Source organism: Streptococcus sanguinis (assembly GCF_003943735.1).
In the GTDB taxonomy this organism is placed as follows: Bacteria; Bacillota; Bacilli; order Lactobacillales; family Streptococcaceae; genus Streptococcus; species Streptococcus sanguinis_E.
Genome location: NZ_RJMV01000012.1, coordinates 48055 through 65890 on the forward strand (window position 1 = coordinate 48055; position 17836 = coordinate 65890).

Sequence of the window (17836 nt, forward strand, 5' to 3'; positions counted from 1 at the left end):
AGGACAGAACGACACAAATCAGCGATTGGCTGTGTATGTGCGGTTCCGGATAATCGTCAATTTGCATCGCGTGTCTCCTTTCTTAATTTATAAAAACAATTAAAAGTCCCAAGATGCCTGCAAGACATCAAAGGTGGCATTCATCTTCTGTGTCCAATCTTGTAATTCTGGAAAATTTTCTTTTAAAGAAAATCCAATAACTTCTTCACGTAAATTCCACCAATCTACAAGAGCAACTACTTGGATTGTTGCAATATTTAAAGAGAGCCCTTGCTCAGTAGCCAGTTTCTCTAACAAAGACAAACTCCGTATATTTCTCTCTTCAATTTGCTGATGTCTGTCTTTCCACCAATGTTCTTTTTCATGGAAAAATTTCTCCGCAACAATCGGCATTGTATTTTCCAAAATTCCTTCAGCAATGGACAGTATATTTAAAACATGCCATTTATCCATTCCATTGGGGAAAAGTGAGACTTCCTGACCTAGTTCGTCTAAATATTGAGAAATTAAATCACTACCATATAACCATTCTCCACTGGAAGCTTGAAAAGCAGGAATTCTACCTAAAGGATTATCTTGATTGTGCGGTGAATTTCTATCAAAAGCCACCTGAACTTTCTGAATATCCACTTGCTCCTCTAAATGATGATGTAAAATTGTAACATATACTTTACGCGCAAAAGGACTGGTACTAGAATACCAAAATTTCATCACTATTCCTCCTTCTTTTTTCTTGAGAGGCAGGCAATCAACTATTTGCACTCTTGAAATATTTTCAGCAAAAAAGAATACCCTGCCAATTTCTCGGCAGAGTTGTTTGCATGTCAGGTTATTCGCTTCATTGTTTTATGCACAGATAAAGCAAGCATTTACCGTTCAAGCTTTAACTCCATAAGGCGATGAAATGAGCTTAGTCTTGACCTTGGCGATCAAGACTGTTGACCAACGAATAGTGTCTCCACTGCTTTGCGGTAGTCATCCGTATCCTTATGGTAGCCTCACCTACCGATTTTCCACTATTACTATACTCCTCTTTGGAAGGATTGTCAATCTTTTTTTATCGCTTGAGATAAATTTCAAAAATATTTTGATTTATTTTGGCAATACCTCTGCAATACGGGAGCAGATTTCTTCAACCATCGTCTCTGGAGCAGCAACATTCAAGCGGGCATGACCTTTACCTTCTGGGCCAAAATCACTTCCTCGATTCAGGACGACCTTAGCCTCTTCTCGCAGCAGCTGGAAGAGCTGGTCATCTGTCAGGCCATAATCTGAAAAGTCCAGCCAAATCAGATAAGTCCCTTGAGGCTTCATGACCCGCAGGCGCGGTGCTTCCTTGGCAAAATAATCAACCACAAAATTTACATTCTTCTCAAGAACTTCCTTGACCTCCATCAACCAAGACCAACCGTAACGATAGGCTGCTTCTGTCGCTAAAAATCCAAGACCAGGAATTTCATGCTGGTTGTTGGCCAGCTGGCGTTTTTTAAACTGATGCCGCAAGCTAGGATTCTCAATCACAGCATAGGAATTTTTAGTTCCAGCAATATTAAATGTCTTAGTCGCACTGGCTAAAATCAAGCTAAAGTCCTTAAAGTCAGGCGAGACAGTATTGAAAGACTGGTGCTCATGTCCAAACAGGGTCAAATCTTGGTGAATTTCGTCTGAGACCAAGAGGACGCCGTATTTTTGGCAGAGGCGGCCAATTTTCTCTAATACTTCCCGTTCCCAAACTCGGCCTCCGGGATTATGAGGATTACATAGAACATAAATCTTGACTTCATTGTCTGCAATGTCCCGCTCTAGCTGCTCAAAGTCAATCTGAAAGAGACCGTCCTGCTCTATCAGAGAATTGGTAATAAGCCGCCGATTATTGAGCTTGACACTGCGGGCAAAAGGTGGGTAAACAGGAGTGTTGATTAGAACAGCATCACCTTCCTTGGTAAAGGCTTGGATAGCCGTCGAAATAGCAGGAACAACCCCCTCGATAAATACCAAAGCATCCCGATCAAAGGTATAGTCGTGCTCATCCCGCTCCCAATCAAGAACAGCATTGATTAGCTCTTCACTGGCATAGGTATAGCCATAGACCAACTGATTAGCATAGTCATGAACAGCTTGCTGGATTTCAGGCAGGACTTCAAAATCCATATCTGCAATCCAGGCTGGCAGGACTTCTTTGTCCTTCTCCGCTTCTTTCCATTTATAAGTATGATGCCCTACACGACAAGGGGCTTTTTCAAAATTATATCTTCCCATATTATTCATTCTCCAAGGCTGCACATAAATCGTCTACCAAATCACGACTATCCTCAATTCCAATCGACAGGCGCAGCAAATCATCAGTTAAGCCATAAGAATGACGCACTTCCACTGGAATGTCTGCGTGAGTCTGGGTCGTCGGATAGGTAATCAAGCTCTCCACTCCTCCTAAACTTTCCGCAAAGGTAAAGACTTTCAGGCTATTTAAGAGATGAGGAATCTTCCCTTCGTCCACAACTTTAAAGGAAATCATACCACCCTTGCCTGGATAGAGAACCTCTTTTACCGCAGGAGATTTCTTCAGAAAAGCGACTACTTCTTGTGCATTCTGAGTAGAACGTTCCATGCGGAGAGCAAGTGTCTTGAGACCACGCAAAAGCAGATAGCTGTCAAAAGGAGACAGGACCGGCCCAGTTGTGTTGAGGTTGTAGAAAAGTTTGTCATAGATAGCAGCATCATTAGTCATGATGGCTCCAGCCAAGACATCATTGTGCCCGCCCAGATACTTGGTTGCAGAGTGCAGAACAATATCTGCTCCGTCCTCCAGTGGTCTTTGGTAAATAGGACTGTAGAAGGTATTGTCCACAATGACAGTTGCTCCTCGCTCATGAGCCGCTTGGGAAATGCGGGCAATGTCAAACTCTACCATAAGAGGATTGGTCGGTGTCTCGATATAGACAATATCTATATCCTCTGTCAGATTATTGAGTAGTTCTTCTTCTGTATTGGCATAGGTAAAAGCAAAGCGCCCTTCCGCTTCAGCCTGAGCAAACCAGCGGAAAGAGCCGCCATAGAGATCCCGAACAGCCAAAACCTTGCTGCCGACCGGAAAGGCACTAAAGGCCAGCACAATAGCCGACATACCAGAGCTAGTCGCTAGGGCATAATTTGCACTTTCGATAGCTGCCAGAGTCTCTTCCAAGCTAACCCTTGTTGGATTCTTGGTTCGAGTATAGTCATAACCTGTTGACTGGCCAAACTCAGGGTGCTGGTAGGTCGTTGAAAAATGCAGGGGTGTTGTTAAAGCACCGGTTGTTTCATCTTTTTTAACCCCAGCCTGAGCCAGTAGTGTATTTAATTTTACGTCCTTACTCATATTAACCTTCCAATCCTTCGCTAATATTTCACCCTCTATTGTAACATCTTTTGAAAACATTTTTCTTTTTTCTTTTCAAGAGCTAGCTATAGTTTGAAACTATAATGTTAAAGTTTTAGAAAAACAAATCTAAAAATTAAAAAGCCCTGCGGCTTTTTAATAGATGTGAAAGCGTCGTCGCAGACTAGCCGCTTTTGAACCGATAAAGCGATCCATAAGGCGAACTTTGAGCGCCAGACCGCCATAGACAGCAAGACCGATACCGCCAATCAGAGCGATATAGACAAAGCTGGAAATCCGACCACTTGGATGTAGGAAGAGTCCAATGAGCAGCTCTGCCACCAAGACAAAGATGATCATCAGAACTGTCAGAATCACTGACAGGAGGCTCCGCTTAAAGAGATTCTTAGGATTCAGACCTGTTACCTTGCGAATTTCCTGATACATGAGCAGGATTGGGATAATCAAGCCAACTGTCGTCGCAAGAAGAGGACCATAAGCTTTGAAAATATAAATCAAGGGTACTTGCAGCACCAGCTTGACTCCTACTCCATAGAGGAAGTAAATAATAGCTTTTCGATTTTGGAAGAGGGCCTGAATCATCGGAGCCAACACCGTATATAGACTAAGGATAATGGTCTGCAGCATAGCAAAGATGAAAAGTCCCAGAGCTAAGCCGTCTGGCTTGCCATAGAAGACAGTATACAGAGGTTCCGCTACCAAAACAGCACCAATGGTTGCTGGCAAGATAAAGAAAATCAGCATGCTGAGATTATCCTGCACCAAGCGGGCAGCCGATCGGAAATCACCTTTGACATAGTTCTCGGTCAAAAGCGGAATCCCAACACCACCGATAGAAGTAGCCACTGCAATTAAAATCATGGTAATTTTATTAGGATTGGCTGAGAAATAGGCAAACTGAACCAGCAGCTCGGATTTGCTGTACTTGCTAATCCAACCCATGACATGGATAAAGGTAGCTTGGTCAATAATCTGAAAAAGCTGAATGGCAGATCCTGTGATAATGAAAGGAATGGCCTCCCGAATGGTATCCCAGAGCAGGGCACGGCCGTTAATCTCGCCGGCATTAGCAGGCTTATGAAGGATAGAAGTCAGCATCCCTGTCTTCCAGAGATAGAAGGCTAAGACAGCCATGCTAGCCAGCATACCGATAAAAGCGGCGAAGGTAGACTGGGTAACCGCTTCTACATAGTTGCCAGAACCGATTTTCATGATGAAAAAGGCTGTCAGGAGCATCCAGATAACCCGAATGACCTGCTCCGCAATCTGACTGATGGCATAGGGCTTGAGATTGTTAAACCCTTGGAAAAAACCTCGGATAACGCTCATTGATGGGAATATCAAAACAGCCAAAGACAGACTCTGCATGACTGGCACCAAGTCTGAACCACCGCCAGACATAGAAGCGAAAACTGGTGAGAGCAGATACATAATCACTGCAAAGACAGCTCCTAAAAGCAGCATAAACTTGAGGAACTCTCGAATGAGAGTGAAACTGTGCTCTTCCTTGTCAATGGTATTGTACTTAGCTACCTGCTTGGCCACTGCCACTGGCACACCGGCTGTAGAAATCAGTAAAAACCAGGCATAGATATTGTAGCCCATAGTAAAAAGGCCGTTGGCCTCAGCGCCGTGCTTGCCCATCCAGATATACCAAGGAATGATATAGATGGCACCCAGAAGACGACTGATAAAATTGCTGGCAGTTAGCCAGGCAGTTCCCCGCAGCATCTGCTGCTGCTGGCTTGTTGTTTCTTGGCTCATAGAAAACCTCTTCTATTTATTCTTCTTTTATTATAAACTTTTCCTTGCCTCTTGTAAAACCCAGCCATAAGGTTTACAATAGATTTATGATTAAAATTGAAACCGTATTAGATATTTTAAAAGAAGACCATAATTTTCGTGATATTGTCAAAGACGGAGAATACTTCTTCTCTTACAGCGGCTTGACTTTCGATAGTATCAGCTATGACAGCAGGCAAGCGGATGCCTCTACCCTCTTTTTTGTCAAGGGTGAGGCTTTTAAGAAAGAATTTCTAGAAAAAGCCGTCTCAGCTGGCCTGCGCTTTTATATCAGCGAGACAGACTTTCAAGTGGGCATTCCGGTCCTCTTGGTCAACGATGTCAAGCAGGCCATGAGTCTCTTAGCTATGGAATTTTACGGCCATCCTGAGAAAAAGCTCAAACTGCTAGCCTTTACTGGCACCAAGGGCAAGACAACTACAGCTTATTTTGCCTATCAAATCCTTTCCCAAAGCCATCGGCCTGCTTTGCTCTCGACTATGAACACTACTTTGGATGGCGAGACTTTCTTCAAGTCAACTCTGACCACACCAGAGAGTCTGGATCTTATTAAAATGATGGCCCAAGCCCTTGCTAATGATCGGACTCATCTCATCATGGAAGTTTCCAGTCAGGCTTATCTCAAGAAACGGGTCTATGGCCTAACCTTTGATGTGGGTGTCTTTCTTAATATCAGCCCAGACCATATCGGCCCTATTGAGCATCCAACCTTTGAAGATTACTTCTACAATAAACGGCTTTTGATGGACAATAGCCGAGCAGTTATTGTGAATAGCGGCATGGACCATTTCCAAATCGTGAAAGAGCAAGTCGCTTCTATGGAACACGATTTCTATGGAGCAGGCTCTAGTAACACTATCACGGATTCTCGGGCTTTCAGCTTTGAAGCGACTGGTAAGTTAGCTGGCCACTACGATATCCAGCTCATTGGCCACTTCAATCAAGAAAATGCAGTAGCGGCTGGTCTTGCCTGTCTGCGTCTGGGTGCTAGCCTCAAAGACATCAAAAAAGGAATTGCCGCAACCCGAGTCCCAGGCCGTATGGAAGTTCTGACTCAGAAAAACGGCGCCAAGGTCTTCGTTGACTACGCTCACAATGGTGTTAGCCTAAGCAACCTGCTGTCTGTGGTAGAGGAACACCAAAAGGGCAAGATTATCCTCCTCTTAGGTGCTACAGGCAACAAGGGTGAAAGCCGCCGCAAAGACTTCGGTCGCCTACTTAATCAGCATCCTGAGCTGACCCTTATCTTAACTGCGGACGACCCCAACTATGAAGATCCTCTAGCCATTGCGGAGGAAATCGCATCCTACATCTCCTATCCAGTGGAAAAAATAGCCGACCGTGAAGAAGCCATCAAAAAAGCTCTCAGTCTGACAGACCGAGAGGGAGATGCCGTCATTCTAGCCGGTAAAGGAGCGGATGCTTACCAAATCGTAGAAGGAGAAAAAGTAGCCTATCCAGGAGACTATGCCCTTGCAGAAAAGTATTTATAAGAAAAAAGGCGAGCATATCGCCTTTTTATTCTTGTTTAGTAGAGATTAACGCCATTTAATCAGAACGTACATCAAGCTGGAGCCAAACATATCCGCCAAGGCGTGCATGAGAAAGAAAGGCAAGAGGTTCTTGACCTTGTACTTGTAAAGGAAATAGTAAAAGAGACCGTACACCACTCCGATAACCAAGGCCCACAGCATGCCCTGATAGGTGTGGAAAGAAATCCGAATGATAGTAGAGTAGGCCAGAGCCCACCACTTATACTTATCCTTAACAGAGGTCATAAGCCCCAGAAAGAAGAATTCCTCATAGAAGCCATTTAGAAGTCCGTAGAGAATGGCCATAGGTGTCAGTTCAGCAAATTTCCGGAAGATTTCTAGAACATCTACATAAGACCAGAGAGTTGGATCAAAGTAATTATACTCGCCGCTCAGCGTCGTCACAATGTCACCAAAGAACCCTACTGCTACAAAAATAAGAGGAGTCCAGAGGAGAACCGACCAGCTCATACGAATAGGAAGCTGCTTAAAGTCAAAGCGCCGAAACAATAGGTAAAGAATGGTCAAGACCAGCATCAGCAGCTGAAAATTGAAATTACTAGAAAAAGCCGCTCCTTCAGTGGCTGTATTGGTCACCGTTTCAGTCGCTCCTGTGCTGGAAGCTGGCGCAAAGCTAGCTAAATAAAGCTCCGTTGAGCGATAAATAAACTGCCCAAACATGAGCAGGGTAATCACTGCAATATCAAACCACCTCAGCTCTTTCAAAGGCTTAGAGGGGCGTAGGTTTGTCAATAATTTCATCATTTTTCCTTTCACCACCTGTAAATTCATATCATCATTGCAGGTCCTTTTTAATATTTCTATCTTAGCATGAAAAGCTTAAATTTTTATTATTTACAAATTTATAAAACTTTTTTATTTTATTTTTATTAAATTGTCAGAAAACTCTTTTTTTAGAAAAATTTTTATGGTATAATAAAAGGCGTAATTCTGATAGAAGAATCAGCCAGAAAGGAAGTCTATGTCCACTATCTCTGCAGCAAGTATCCAGGTCGCCTACGATCAAAAGGTTATTATTGACGGACTGGACTGCCAACTCGCCGAGGGAAAGATTACAACTATTATCGGTAGCAATGGCTGCGGTAAGTCCACTCTTCTCAAGGCTTTTACTCGTATTTTACCGACAAAAGCCGGCAACATAACCCTGGATGGACAGTCCATCGCCCTACTGCCGACCAAGGAGGTGGCGCAAAAGATTGCCTTGCTACCCCAAACCATGGAGGCGACCGATAGCATCACTGTTTATGACCTGGTCTCTTATGGCCGCTTTCCGCATCAAACTGGCTTGGGCCGGCTCAGTACAGAAGACCGGGAAAAAATCTGCTGGGCTATGGAAGCAACTCAGGTCAGCGAATTTTCGGACTGGCAGGTGGATGATTTGTCTGGAGGTCAGCGTCAGCGCGTCTGGATTGCTATGGCTTTAGCTCAAGATACAGAGACTATTTTTCTGGACGAGCCGACCACCTATCTGGATATGAATCACCAGCTGGAAATCTTGGAGTTGCTGAATGACCTCAACCGACTCAGCGGAAAAACCATTATCATGGTTCTGCATGACATCAACTTGGCTGCCCGCTTCTCCCATCAGCTGATCGCTATGAAAAATGGGCATATCCGATATCAAGGAAGTGTTGAGCAGGTCATGACTTCAGATATTCTGAGAGACATTTTTCAGATTGAAGCCCAGATTATTCGGGATCCTATTCAGGATAAGCCGCTCTGCCTCAGCTATCAGCTCGTTAAATAAGTCATGTATTCATAGATATGTTTTCCATATCACTTTATGAATACAGCTTCTAAACTTTTTTGTAGAATTGGAGGAAAACATGAAAAAGTTTTTATCATTTGCCACCCTTACTGTTACCATCTTCCTTTTAGTTGCCTGCGGCAGCTCATCTAAATCCGAAAACTCTGCCTCTTCAGACAAGGTCGAGCTATCCAGTAAGCCCAAAATTGACGGATTCCATTACTACGGCGATATTCCTAAAAATCCAAAACGGATTGCCAGCCTCTCCTCTACCTACACAGGCTATTTGCTGCAACTAGGTTTCGATCCTGTCACTGTAACATCCTATGATGCTAAAAATCCTGTCCTCAAGGAAAAAGTCAAAAATGCCAAGGTCCTGATGCCGGAAGATTTGGAGCCTATCGCCAAGCAAAAGCCAGACCTTATCGTAGTAGATGCCAGTGACAAAAATATCGATGAACTAAAGAAAATCGCTCCAACTATTGCCATTGATTATGGAAAAAATGATTATTTAGAAATCCTGAATCGCTTTGGCCAAATCTTTGGTAAGGAAAAAGAAGCTGACCAATGGATTGCTGATTGGAAGAGTAAAACAGCTGATATTGGCAAGCAGTTAAAAGAAAAGCTGGGACAAAATGTCACTTTCACGGTTGTTGGGCTATATGAAAAGGAAATCTACCTCTTCGGTAACAACTGGGGACGAGGCGGAGAAGTTATCTACAAATCTCTGGGATTTGATGCCCCACAAAAGGTGAAGGATGAAGTATTCCCAAGTGGCTACTTGCAAGTCAGCCAAGAAACGGTGAGTGAGTATATTGGCGATTATGTCCTGGTTGCAGCTGAAGATGATAAAACGGGCAGCGCTCTTTACGAAAGCGATGTTTGGAAATCCATTCCCGCTGTCCAACAGAACCACATCTTAAAAGTGGATGCCAACGCCTTTTATTTCAACGATCCATTGACACTTGAATACGAACTCAAAACCATTCAAGATGGCCTTAAAAAAATGAACTAGGCCATTCCTTGCAGAAACTCAGACTAGTAAAAAACATTGCTAGCAAGCGATATATCTCATGATAGCTATTTGATTTTCGACTATATAAAGGATACCAGATGACGCTTCATTCACTCTTCACTCAAAAAAATAGGCCAAACATCTTTTGGCTTGTTTTTTTCGCCTTCATTCTCCTGCTGATTTGCGGACTCTATCTCTACCTGCGCTTTGGCATTCCTAGCTACTCCCATCGGCAACTGATAGAAACGCTGAGCCATCCTTTCAAGGAAAGTCCAGCCCAGAACATCATCATAGATCTGCGCTTACCTAGAGGAATTGCAGCTCTACTAGTCGGAGCTAGCTTGGCCGTTTCAGGAGCCATCATGCAGGGGATTACCCGCAATGCCATTGCTGATCCGGGACTTCTGGGTATCAACTCTGGAGCTGGCCTAGCGCTCATCTGCGGTTATGCCTTTTCTAAGAGTATACACTACAGTAGCATCCTTCTGCTCTCACTTGTAGGAGCCTGTCTAGCCAGTATTCTGGTTTTTAGCCTCTCCTACCATCCTAGAAAAGGTTTTGGGCAACTACGACTCGTCTTATCCGGTGCCATGGTAACAACACTCCTGACTGCTATCGGACAAGGCTTGACCATTTACCTCAACCTGACCAATGCTGTCATCGGTTGGCAGGCTGGAGGACTTCTAGGAACCAATTGGAAAATGCTGCAAATCATTGCTCCCTTTATCTTATTAGGCCTCTTATTGGCTCAGCTATTTTCTCACCAACTAACCATTCTCAGCCTCAATGAAACAGTAGCCAAGGGCTTAGGCCAGCGAACGACTCAGTTGACCCTTCTCTTTCTAAGCCTCGTTCTACTGTTATCAGCGGCAGCCGTTGCCCTAGTAGGAAGCCTAGCCCTCGTCGGACTGATTATTCCACACTTTGTCAAAACCATCAGCGGAAAGAACTACCAGAAAATCTTGCCACTGACGATGCTAACAGGAGCGCTCTTTCTACTGATCTGTGATTTTGCTGCAAGTCATATGGTCGGTCTGCCTCTTAGCTCTATTATCAGTCTCGTTACGCTGCCAGTCTTCCTATGGATAATGAGAAAGGGGACTTTCTATGAGAGATAAAAAACGGATTCTTTTGGTTCTAGTAAGCCTCAGCCTCCTGACTTTCCTAATTTTCCTACTGTCTCTATCATCAGGCGATCAGGAATTTAATGTCGGAGAAGCTTTTCGATATCTGCTGGGGCAAGGAGATGATGGCAGCGCCTTTATCATGGAGCAGATCCGCTTGCCCCGAATTCTAGTCTGCCTTCTAGCAGGAGCTTCGCTAGGGATGAGCGGTGTACTGCTGCAGACCTTTACTCGAAATCCACTTGCCGATTCAGGAACCTTGGGAATCAATGCCGGAGCTGGTGTTATCATTACTCTTGCTATCAGCAAGCTAGAAGTGACCGATCCTTTCTATATTCGCTATCTTCCCTTTATCGCAACCTTTGGCGGTATGCTGACTGTAGCCCTTATTTACCTGATCTCACATCAAAAAGGCCAAGCTATAAGCCCCGTCAAACTCATTATCGCTGGTGTGACCTTGTCAACCATTCTGTCTTCTAGTATGATTGCCATCACTGGCCGTGTCAATCAGAACAAACTGACCTATGTAGTTAGCTGGCTAGCTGGTAAGATTACGGGTAATAACTGGGAAAGTCTAGCTATTGCTGGCCCTTTCTTGCTTTTATTCTGGCTGCTGACCTATCTGCGTTCCCAAAAGCTCAATATCCTCAGCCTAAATGATGAAACAGCTCTAGGTCTGGGGCTTCATCTAAAAAGAGAGCGGCAGATAACCCTACTATTGGCCAGTGCTCTCGTCGCCTTTAGCCTATCTCTAGCTGGAAATATTGTCTTCATCGGTATGTTGGCTAGCCATATCAGCAAACGATTCCTGCCTAGCGATCATCGCTTACTCTTTCCAGCCGCCATGCTGCTAGGCGCCTTTATCATGACAGGGGCAGATACGATCACAAGAACCTTCCTCATCGGAAGCTCCGTCCCGACAGGCATTTTGATTTCCATTATTGGATCCCCCTACTTCCTCTACCTTATGTATCAGCAAAAAAAAATAATCAGCCGAATAATCGACTGATTGTTTTTTATTTATCCAAGCTGTTTTTGATACCTTCAACGGCACCTTCTACAGCTCCTTTAGCATCTTCAGCAACTTCTTTGGCTTTGGCAATAGTTTTTTCTACAAAGCCTTCTGCTTCAGTCTTGTTATCGCCTGTAACTTTGCCCACGCCTTCTTTAACAGCGCCTTTAGCTTCATCGAATTTATTTTCTAGTGACATAATTTTGCCTCCATTCTTTTTTACGGTTTCTGATACCGTTTACAGTAGTATAAGTTTTTTCTTTTCAAAGGTCAAATATTCTGCTCATTCTATGAGAAAATCAGTCCAACTGAAAAGTCAATCTCTCCTTATCAAAGCTGGCCTGTAACTCATACTTGCCTACTTTGTTTTGTCGAATATAACCTAAAATTACTAGGCTATCAACAAAAATGTCCCGCCGCTTCTGCATGAGCTCATCCTTGCGGACATACTTGAGGAGAAAGGTCGTCATATACTTGAGTGCATACTCTGGATTGACATCGCCCAAGGCAGCATAGAGGGGCTTTTGTGCCTCAGACAGCGGATATTGGTGCTGCATCTTGTAAAAATAATTAGCCAAGGTCAGCTCATCCCTCTGAAAATCCGTCTTTTCCAGCAAGACCGCCGCATTGGTCTGATTGGAAAGCTGAGTCTCAAAGCGCAGCTCCAAGAGTTCCTGATAGAGGGGAGTGTCATCACGGATAAAGACTTCCTGATCCAAAAGCAAGTCCTCCAAACTTTCCACAAAAGGCAGCGTCAGATAATATCGCTTGTTTTCCCGCCGGATATAGCCTGCCTTGATATACTCTTCTATCGAGCGGTCAATATTAGACACGCCCTCAAACTCTCTCTTAATCTCACGTAGAGTCACCGTCTCATGCTGATCCAAATAATCAATCAGCTCCTGAAAAAAGGGCTGGCGCGTCAAACGGCTGGGATTGATAATTTTAATCATGAAGTTCTCCTTTGTAGATGAGTTTTCTTGACTGAGCCAACTGGCTAGGATTCGTCCCAGGCTGATTTAAGGGCACATCTAAGCCCAAGTCCCGATAATATTCCTGCCAAAAATCAGAAATTAGATTTTCCTCGTCTCCAAACTGCATAGGAATCGTATCAAAAATCGGCAAAATTTCCGCAATATACTCCGAACAGTAAAAACCATCGGACTGAGGATAAAAGCTGAAATTGTATGGCTTTCCTAGATGTAATTTGGCCCTTTTAAAGACAGCTTCTGCTTCAATAGCTGGATAGCGATACACGTCATAAACATCCTCATCCTGCCAAAAATCAGACAAGTCTTGATTGACAACACCCTTCTCATGGGTTGCATGAAAAATCTCACCATTAAAAAAGATAGCCACGTGGCTATATGAACCCGTTGCTGCTCTGATTGCTGCAGCAATTTCTGAAGACCCGACTGTAAAAATCAAATCTCCGTCTTGTAAATCTTGAATCTTCATTTCTCTCGCCTATCAAAAAAGGAGCCGAAACTCCTTTTTAGTATGAGGGGAATAGCCTCTCATGTAGTAACTAATCTATTCAACTGAGCTCTTTAAGCATTAAAACTTGCTGTCAGTTGAGGCACTACTTGCTTCTTACGAGAAACAGCGCCTGCTAGGAAAGCATGGTTATTCTCAAGAGCAAAATTAAAGGCTGCTTCGACCTTGTCCATATTGCTTCCGATAGCCAGAATCTCTGAGTCTGAGTTGATAATGTCTGTAATCATCAAGACGAAGTCAGAGTAACCATTTTCAGCGTTTGTTTTCTCAATAGCTGCTTCGATTTCTGCCTGACGCTCCAAAACTTCAGCAATATCAACTGTGTTAACTTGTGCTACACGGACATTGTTTCCGTTCAATTCAAAGGTTTTAGCATCAATGTCAATCAATTCTTCAGCAGACTTGCTAGCCAAATTAGTTCCGGCCTTGAGCATAGCCAAACCATACTCTTCCAAGTTGACACCAGCCAGCTCAGCCAATTCTGGTGCAATGACCTTGTCAGTCGGATGAGTTGTTGGTGACTTAAGCAAGAGAGTATCAGAGATCAAACCAGACAGCATCAATCCTGCAATTTCTTTTGGAACTTCTACTCCGTGCTCCTTGAACATGCGGTAAACAATAGAGGAAGCAGAACCCACTGGCTCCAAGCGCATGTAAAGTGGACTAGCTGTTTCAAAGTTAGCAACACGGTGGTGGTCCACCACGCCATAAACTTCAACTTCTGCAATATCTGCCACAGACTGCTGGAATTCATTGTGGTCTGTCAGGATAACTTGCTCAGCTCCCTCTGCCTTTGCAGATGTAATCACGCGCGGTGCAGCCACGCCAAAGTAATCCAAAACAAAGGCTGTTTCTTCATTAGGCTCACCTAGAGCTACAACTTCTGTATCCAAGCCATAAGCTTCGCGAGCCAAGTAAGCAAAAGCGTAAGATGAACCAATGGCATCTGAATCAGGATTTTGGTGACCGAAAACTAAAATTTTAGACATGATAAACCTCTTCTTTTATATAATGTTTATTGCATTTATTTTACCACAATTACAGGCATTTCACAAAAGCAGAAGGGCATTTTTTTAGGAAAAATGGACTGGTCAGCCCACCAGCCCATTAATTCATACTCAAAGTAGATTAGTTACTATGCACCCGATTCATATACTCCGTATAGGATTCAGTCTGCATGAGTTCCTTGGCATTCTTGACCCGATCAGCTGTCGGAGGCTTAACCCCTTCCAGCTTGTAAGGGATACCCAGCTCCCGCCATTTGAATTCACCCATAGTATGGTAAGGTAGAATTTCAAACTTATCAACATTCTTCAGCGTCTTTACAAATTTACCTAGCTCAATCAGGTCATCATCGCGGTCGGTCAATCCCGGAACCAAGACATGGCGGATCCAGACTGGCTTTCCAATGTCAGATAGGTACTTGGCACAAGCCAAGATATTCTTGTTAGTCTGGCTGGTCACAATTTTGTGCTGTTCTTCGTTAATTTCCTTGATGTCTAGCAGGACAAGGTCGGTAACTGCCATGAGTTTGTCAAATTTTTTCAGATAGCGAGGCGTATTTCTAAATGGCAGGGCACAGGTATCCAAGGTACAGTGGATGCCCAGCTCCTTAGCCTTGGTAAAGAGGGCAATCAGAAAATCAATCTGCAGCAAGGCTTCTCCTCCGCTGACGGTGATGCCGCCTTTATTGCCCCAGAAACCCTTGTAACGGAGAGCTTCTTGTAAAACATCATCCACTGTCCGCAGCTGAGATTTGTTGGTCTCCATCTCCCAAGTATCCGGATTATGGCAATACTGGCAGCGCATGTGGCAACCCTGCAAAAAAACAATAAAACGGATACCCGGTCCATCAACAGCTCCAAAACTTTCGGTGGAGTGGACCATGCCCGTTACCTTTCCATAATCAACTGCTTCTTCAATTTTCTCTTCAACCATCGCGCAACCTCTTAAGTCTGAAAACGTTTTATAACTAACTACATTATAACATGATTAAAGCAAAAATAGACTTAATTTGCCTATTTTTTAGAAAACAAACTGTTTTTCAGTTTCATTTTCAGTGTTTTACAACAGATAAAACTTTAGGTCGAAAGCAGTAGGCAAGCAAAAAATCAGGGCAGAATCTTTATTCCACCCTGATTTCACTTTTTAAATTGATTTTAGTTAATTTCGACTTCTCTTTTTGAGAGTAAAAGCAAACATTAGCAAGGCCAATCCCAAAACTGCCCAGCTACTGCTACTTTGGCCGGTCTGCGGGAGCCCCTTCTTCTTGCTGCCAGCAGTCTGACCTTGTCCAGTTTGATTGGACGATGGAGAATTGGTCTGAGACGGGGCTCCTTGATCTGCTGCTACAGAAGATTGTCCAGTTGATTGAGACGGCTGGGAGCTGTCTGATGTTGAAGCTGCAACATCCTTAGAAAAGTCCAGCTGCACCACTACTGGATCATGGTCTGAAGCTCTGCCATGTTCCTCCATGAAAGAGGCATTGATATGGACAGGGGCAAAGACTGCCTTGCCTGCTAGGTTCTTCGAAATGAAAATATTGTCCAAGCTTTGGTTGCTGCCACGGTAGAAATAGGAATAACGGTCAGCCGCATCATGCTCCTGCATAAGATTAATCAATTCATTACCCGCCAGTGCTTTAGCTGTTTCGGAAAATTCAAAATCATTAAAATCACCAGTCAGCACAAACTTAAGGTTAGGATTTTGTCTCAGTCCTTCCTGAACAAAGCTATTTAAAATTTTAGCCTGCTCAATTCGGGCTGCCTGCGTATGCTGAACTGCTGGCTGATCGGAGCCATAAACGGCATCATCCCCAATCTTGGACTTCAAATGATTGGCAATAACGACGATATGCTGTCCCTTAAATTCAAACTCAGCTGCCAAGGATTTACGAACCTTGGTAAAGGCTGGATTTGTTGGAGCAATCCGGGCAGGATTCTTAACCAGATGGCCACCAGAGAAGCTAGCTGCTTCGTCACTCGTACCAGCTTCTTTTTCGACTAACTTCACCCGATTTGGATCGTAGAGAAAGGCCACGCGGATATTAGAGCCAGGCTTGCCACCATCTTGACCGTCAAGTGGGGCAACTTCGGTGTACTTGTAAGTTTTTCCGCCCAGTTCTTTGATGCGGGCCGCTAGTTTCTCACCGCTTTTGACACCGCTGGTCGTCCCGTCATTGACACTGCCATTCTCATCTTGAACCTCGATGAGCGTAATGATATCTGGACTATGGATTTCATTGATGAAGGAATTAGCGATTCTAGTCACTTTTTCCTCAGGTGTTTCACCTTTTTTAGCATTAGCAGAAAAATTCTCGATATTGTAGGAAGCAATAGTCAACTTGTCCTCGCTTGGATAGATAGGAGAGACCTGTCTCTGCAAGCCCCCGTCCACCAAATCAGGCAGCTGAGTCGGCTCCAACTTGTAAATCTTCCCACGATAAGTCACGACTCCGACCACATCGCCATTGAAATAATCCTTGGCCTTGGCAATAAATTTATTGCCAACATAGACTGGAATGGTTGCGGTATTTTGGGCGTTTGGACGAAGATTGAGACCTCCGATATTGTTTAATGGCAAGGCTTGGTAGCCTTCAGGTAAGAGATAAATGTCTCCACGGTACTGCGGGCCTAAAACGCGGGGCCTCTTCACCGTCGTCAACATTCCTTCCAAACTTTCCCAGTAGTCCAACGCTTCACTTTGAGGCTGATAGTTATTAATATCGTTATCGACCGTATCCTGAGGCATATTAGCCACGATGTCAACTGGAGCAGGTAGATCAGCTTTCCCTTCCTTGATCACCTTGGAAGCGACAAGCATGGTGACTGTCAAACTACCACTGGGCTTGTTGAAAGTTTGCCCCTGACGAACGCTGAGCTCTTCCATATAACCTTCTTTGACGCGTCCTTCAAGACTAAGTTTGTCTCCAACATCGACTGTTTCTTTAGAAACAACATAAAGGGCATCAGAAGTCCTGCTATTTCCATCAGGAGTCACGTCTTGAACATAAAAACCATAGCGGTCTGTTTTCGTCACAACTACATTGGAAACTTGAACTTCTTTGTCCTCATAGGGAGAGGCTTGTGATTCTCCCTGAATGGTTCCCACATTGGGCACAGCTTCTGGTCCGCTAGCCGCAGCTTGTGCTGCAGCAGGGGCTTGGTCTGCCTTTTCCACTGTCTCTGCAGAAGCCGGCCTTGACTCTCCCGATTCTGCTGATGGACTCTCCGCTTGACTGGCAACCGATGCATCGCTTACAGCCGGATTCTCTGTAAGAGCTGCCGCATCTGAAGTCGACGAACTTACTGCTTCTTCTGCTCCGACCGGTTGGACAGAAAAAAGCAGGGACAGAAAAGCAGCTAGCAAGACCGCTGTGGGAAAAAGCTGCTTGTAAGAAACTTGTTTTTTCATGAATTTCTCCTTTTCTGTATAAATGTATATTATCCTATTTAATTTTTATTATAAGATAAATTGCAATAAAAAGTGCAACAAATCTAAAATTCATCCATAAGTGCCTCAAATGCTGTTTTGTAACCTAAGCATTTTCTTGGACGGTGATTTATAGCAAGTAAAGCATTTACTAACGATTCATCAGTAATGTCGGTTAGATTAGTCCTCTTAGGAAAATATTCTCTAAGCAAACCATTTGAATTTTCATTACTTCCTCTTTGCCAAGATGAATAAGCGTCCGCAAAGTAAAAGTC

17 protein-coding genes and 1 riboswitch are annotated in these 17836 nt (G+C 43.9%); of the genes, 5 read left to right on the forward strand and 12 right to left on the reverse strand.

From position 1 onward, the window contains the following. Positions 1-99: 99 nt before the first annotated feature. The 4 genes from D8877_RS10510 to D8877_RS10525 all read right to left on the reverse strand — a co-directional run bounded on the left by D8877_RS10510 (position 100) and on the right by D8877_RS10525 (position 5143). A complete protein-coding gene (locus D8877_RS10510) occupies positions 100-711 on the reverse strand; it encodes a glutathione S-transferase family protein (RefSeq protein WP_032912400.1) in 612 nt (203 codons plus the stop codon). Positions 712-860: 149 nt separating this feature from the next. Continuing rightward, positions 861-1017: riboswitch (M-box (ykoK) riboswitch) on the reverse strand. A 75-nt stretch (positions 1018-1092) separates the two neighbouring features. Then, the gene (locus D8877_RS10515; protein ID WP_185760216.1) at positions 1093-2268 is read right to left on the reverse strand and encodes a MalY/PatB family protein; all 1176 of its coding nucleotides are present in this window, start codon (positions 2266-2268) and stop codon (positions 1093-1095) included. Next, positions 2261-3418 carry a cystathionine gamma-synthase gene (locus D8877_RS10520; protein ID WP_125341017.1) on the reverse strand — a complete coding sequence of 386 codons (1158 nt, stop codon included), beginning with the start codon at positions 3416-3418 and terminating at the stop codon, positions 2261-2263. Before D8877_RS10520 ends, D8877_RS10515 begins: the two co-directional genes overlap by 8 nt. 96 nt (positions 3419-3514) lie before the next feature. Further along, entirely contained in the window at positions 3515-5143 is a 1629-nt protein-coding gene (locus tag D8877_RS10525; protein WP_002909153.1) for a putative polysaccharide biosynthesis protein, read from the reverse strand. An 86-nt stretch (positions 5144-5229) separates the two neighbouring features. Between D8877_RS10525 and D8877_RS10530 the strand changes: the two genes are divergently transcribed. Then, positions 5230-6675 carry a UDP-N-acetylmuramoyl-L-alanyl-D-glutamate--L-lysine ligase gene (locus D8877_RS10530; protein ID WP_125353279.1) on the forward strand — a complete coding sequence of 482 codons (1446 nt, stop codon included), beginning with the start codon at positions 5230-5232 and terminating at the stop codon, positions 6673-6675. 45 nt (positions 6676-6720) lie between these two features. Here D8877_RS10530 and D8877_RS10535 read toward each other — a convergent pair whose 3' ends face one another. Then, positions 6721-7476 carry a CPBP family intramembrane glutamic endopeptidase gene (locus D8877_RS10535; protein ID WP_221761543.1) on the reverse strand — a complete coding sequence of 252 codons (756 nt, stop codon included), beginning with the start codon at positions 7474-7476 and terminating at the stop codon, positions 6721-6723. 220 nt (positions 7477-7696) lie between these two features. Here D8877_RS10535 and D8877_RS10540 point away from each other — a divergent pair, with 220 nt between their 5' ends. The 4 genes from D8877_RS10540 to D8877_RS10555 all read left to right on the forward strand — a co-directional run bounded on the left by D8877_RS10540 (position 7697) and on the right by D8877_RS10555 (position 11630). Continuing rightward, a complete protein-coding gene (locus D8877_RS10540) occupies positions 7697-8482 on the forward strand; it encodes an ABC transporter ATP-binding protein (protein WP_125341018.1) in 786 nt (261 codons plus the stop codon). Between the two features lie 79 nt (positions 8483-8561). Next, entirely contained in the window at positions 8562-9497 is a 936-nt protein-coding gene (locus tag D8877_RS10545) for an iron-hydroxamate ABC transporter substrate-binding protein (RefSeq protein ID WP_125341019.1), read from the forward strand. Between the two features lie 98 nt (positions 9498-9595). Continuing rightward, on the forward strand, positions 9596-10615 hold the full coding sequence (locus D8877_RS10550) for a FecCD family ABC transporter permease (protein ID WP_125341020.1): 1020 nt from the start codon (positions 9596-9598) through the stop codon (positions 10613-10615). After that, on the forward strand, positions 10605-11630 hold the full coding sequence (locus D8877_RS10555; protein ID WP_125341021.1) for a FecCD family ABC transporter permease: 1026 nt from the start codon (positions 10605-10607) through the stop codon (positions 11628-11630). Before D8877_RS10550 ends, D8877_RS10555 begins: the two co-directional genes overlap by 11 nt. Positions 11631-11637: 7 nt before the next feature. On the opposite strand, the gene D8877_RS10560 is transcribed toward D8877_RS10555, so the two are convergent. The 7 genes from D8877_RS10560 to D8877_RS12345 all read right to left on the reverse strand — a co-directional run. After that, complete coding sequence (locus D8877_RS10560) at positions 11638-11832, reverse strand: CsbD family protein (RefSeq protein ID WP_125341022.1); 195 nt, start codon at positions 11830-11832, stop codon at positions 11638-11640. Positions 11833-11932: 100 nt separating this feature from the next. Further along, positions 11933-12586, reverse strand: a complete 654-nt coding sequence (locus tag D8877_RS10565; protein ID WP_125341023.1) for a DUF1803 domain-containing protein — start codon at positions 12584-12586, stop codon at positions 11933-11935. Further along, entirely contained in the window at positions 12579-13091 is a 513-nt protein-coding gene (locus D8877_RS10570) for a YiiX/YebB-like N1pC/P60 family cysteine hydrolase (protein WP_125341024.1), read from the reverse strand. The genes D8877_RS10565 and D8877_RS10570 overlap by 8 nt, the downstream gene beginning before the upstream one ends. Positions 13092-13183: 92 nt before the next feature. Further along, positions 13184-14119 (reverse strand): manganese-dependent inorganic pyrophosphatase, encoded by a 936-nt coding sequence (locus tag D8877_RS10575; protein WP_125341025.1) that lies wholly within the window; start codon positions 14117-14119, stop codon positions 13184-13186. Between the two features lie 139 nt (positions 14120-14258). Further along, on the reverse strand, positions 14259-15068 hold the full coding sequence (pflA, locus tag D8877_RS10580; RefSeq protein WP_125341026.1) for a pyruvate formate-lyase-activating protein: 810 nt from the start codon (positions 15066-15068) through the stop codon (positions 14259-14261). Positions 15069-15293: 225 nt separating this feature from the next. Beyond that, on the reverse strand, positions 15294-17543 hold the full coding sequence (locus D8877_RS10585) for a DUF8508 domain-containing protein (RefSeq protein ID WP_125353284.1): 2250 nt from the start codon (positions 17541-17543) through the stop codon (positions 15294-15296). Between the two features lie 83 nt (positions 17544-17626). Further along, positions 17627-17836: IS30 family transposase (locus tag D8877_RS12345; protein ID WP_142998692.1), on the reverse strand; the 210-nt coding region annotated here is incomplete at its 5' end.

What these genes read in the sequence shown, in the direction of transcription:
- D8877_RS10535 (WP_221761543.1), bottom strand. Translation starts at nt 7,476, where the DNA reads ATGAAATTATTGACAAACCTACGCCCCTCTAAGCCTTTGAAAGAGCTG.
- D8877_RS10575 (WP_125341025.1), bottom strand. Translation starts at nt 14,119, where the DNA reads ATGTCTAAAATTTTAGTTTTCGGTCACCAAAATCCTGATTCAGATGCC.
- D8877_RS10555 (WP_125341021.1), top strand. Translation starts at nt 10,605, where the DNA reads ATGAGAGATAAAAAACGGATTCTTTTGGTTCTAGTAAGCCTCAGCCTC.
- D8877_RS10570 (WP_125341024.1), bottom strand. Translation starts at nt 13,091, where the DNA reads ATGAAGATTCAAGATTTACAAGACGGAGATTTGATTTTTACAGTCGGG.
- D8877_RS10525 (WP_002909153.1), bottom strand. Translation starts at nt 5,143, where the DNA reads ATGAGCCAAGAAACAACAAGCCAGCAGCAGCAGATGCTGCGGGGAACT.
- D8877_RS10540 (WP_125341018.1), top strand. Translation starts at nt 7,697, where the DNA reads ATGTCCACTATCTCTGCAGCAAGTATCCAGGTCGCCTACGATCAAAAG.
- D8877_RS10510 (WP_032912400.1), bottom strand. Translation starts at nt 711, where the DNA reads ATGAAATTTTGGTATTCTAGTACCAGTCCTTTTGCGCGTAAAGTATAT.
- D8877_RS10585 (WP_125353284.1), bottom strand. Translation starts at nt 17,543, where the DNA reads ATGAAAAAACAAGTTTCTTACAAGCAGCTTTTTCCCACAGCGGTCTTG.
- D8877_RS10560 (WP_125341022.1), bottom strand. Translation starts at nt 11,832, where the DNA reads ATGTCACTAGAAAATAAATTCGATGAAGCTAAAGGCGCTGTTAAAGAA.
- D8877_RS10545 (WP_125341019.1), top strand. Translation starts at nt 8,562, where the DNA reads ATGAAAAAGTTTTTATCATTTGCCACCCTTACTGTTACCATCTTCCTT.
- D8877_RS10520 (WP_125341017.1), bottom strand. Translation starts at nt 3,418, where the DNA reads ATGTTTTCAAAAGATGTTACAATAGAGGGTGAAATATTAGCGAAGGAT.
- D8877_RS10565 (WP_125341023.1), bottom strand. Translation starts at nt 12,586, where the DNA reads ATGATTAAAATTATCAATCCCAGCCGTTTGACGCGCCAGCCCTTTTTT.
- D8877_RS10530 (WP_125353279.1), top strand. Translation starts at nt 5,230, where the DNA reads ATGATTAAAATTGAAACCGTATTAGATATTTTAAAAGAAGACCATAAT.
- pflA (WP_125341026.1), bottom strand. Translation starts at nt 15,068, where the DNA reads ATGGTTGAAGAGAAAATTGAAGAAGCAGTTGATTATGGAAAGGTAACG.
- D8877_RS10550 (WP_125341020.1), top strand. Translation starts at nt 9,596, where the DNA reads ATGACGCTTCATTCACTCTTCACTCAAAAAAATAGGCCAAACATCTTT.
- D8877_RS10515 (WP_185760216.1), bottom strand. Translation starts at nt 2,268, where the DNA reads ATGAATAATATGGGAAGATATAATTTTGAAAAAGCCCCTTGTCGTGTA.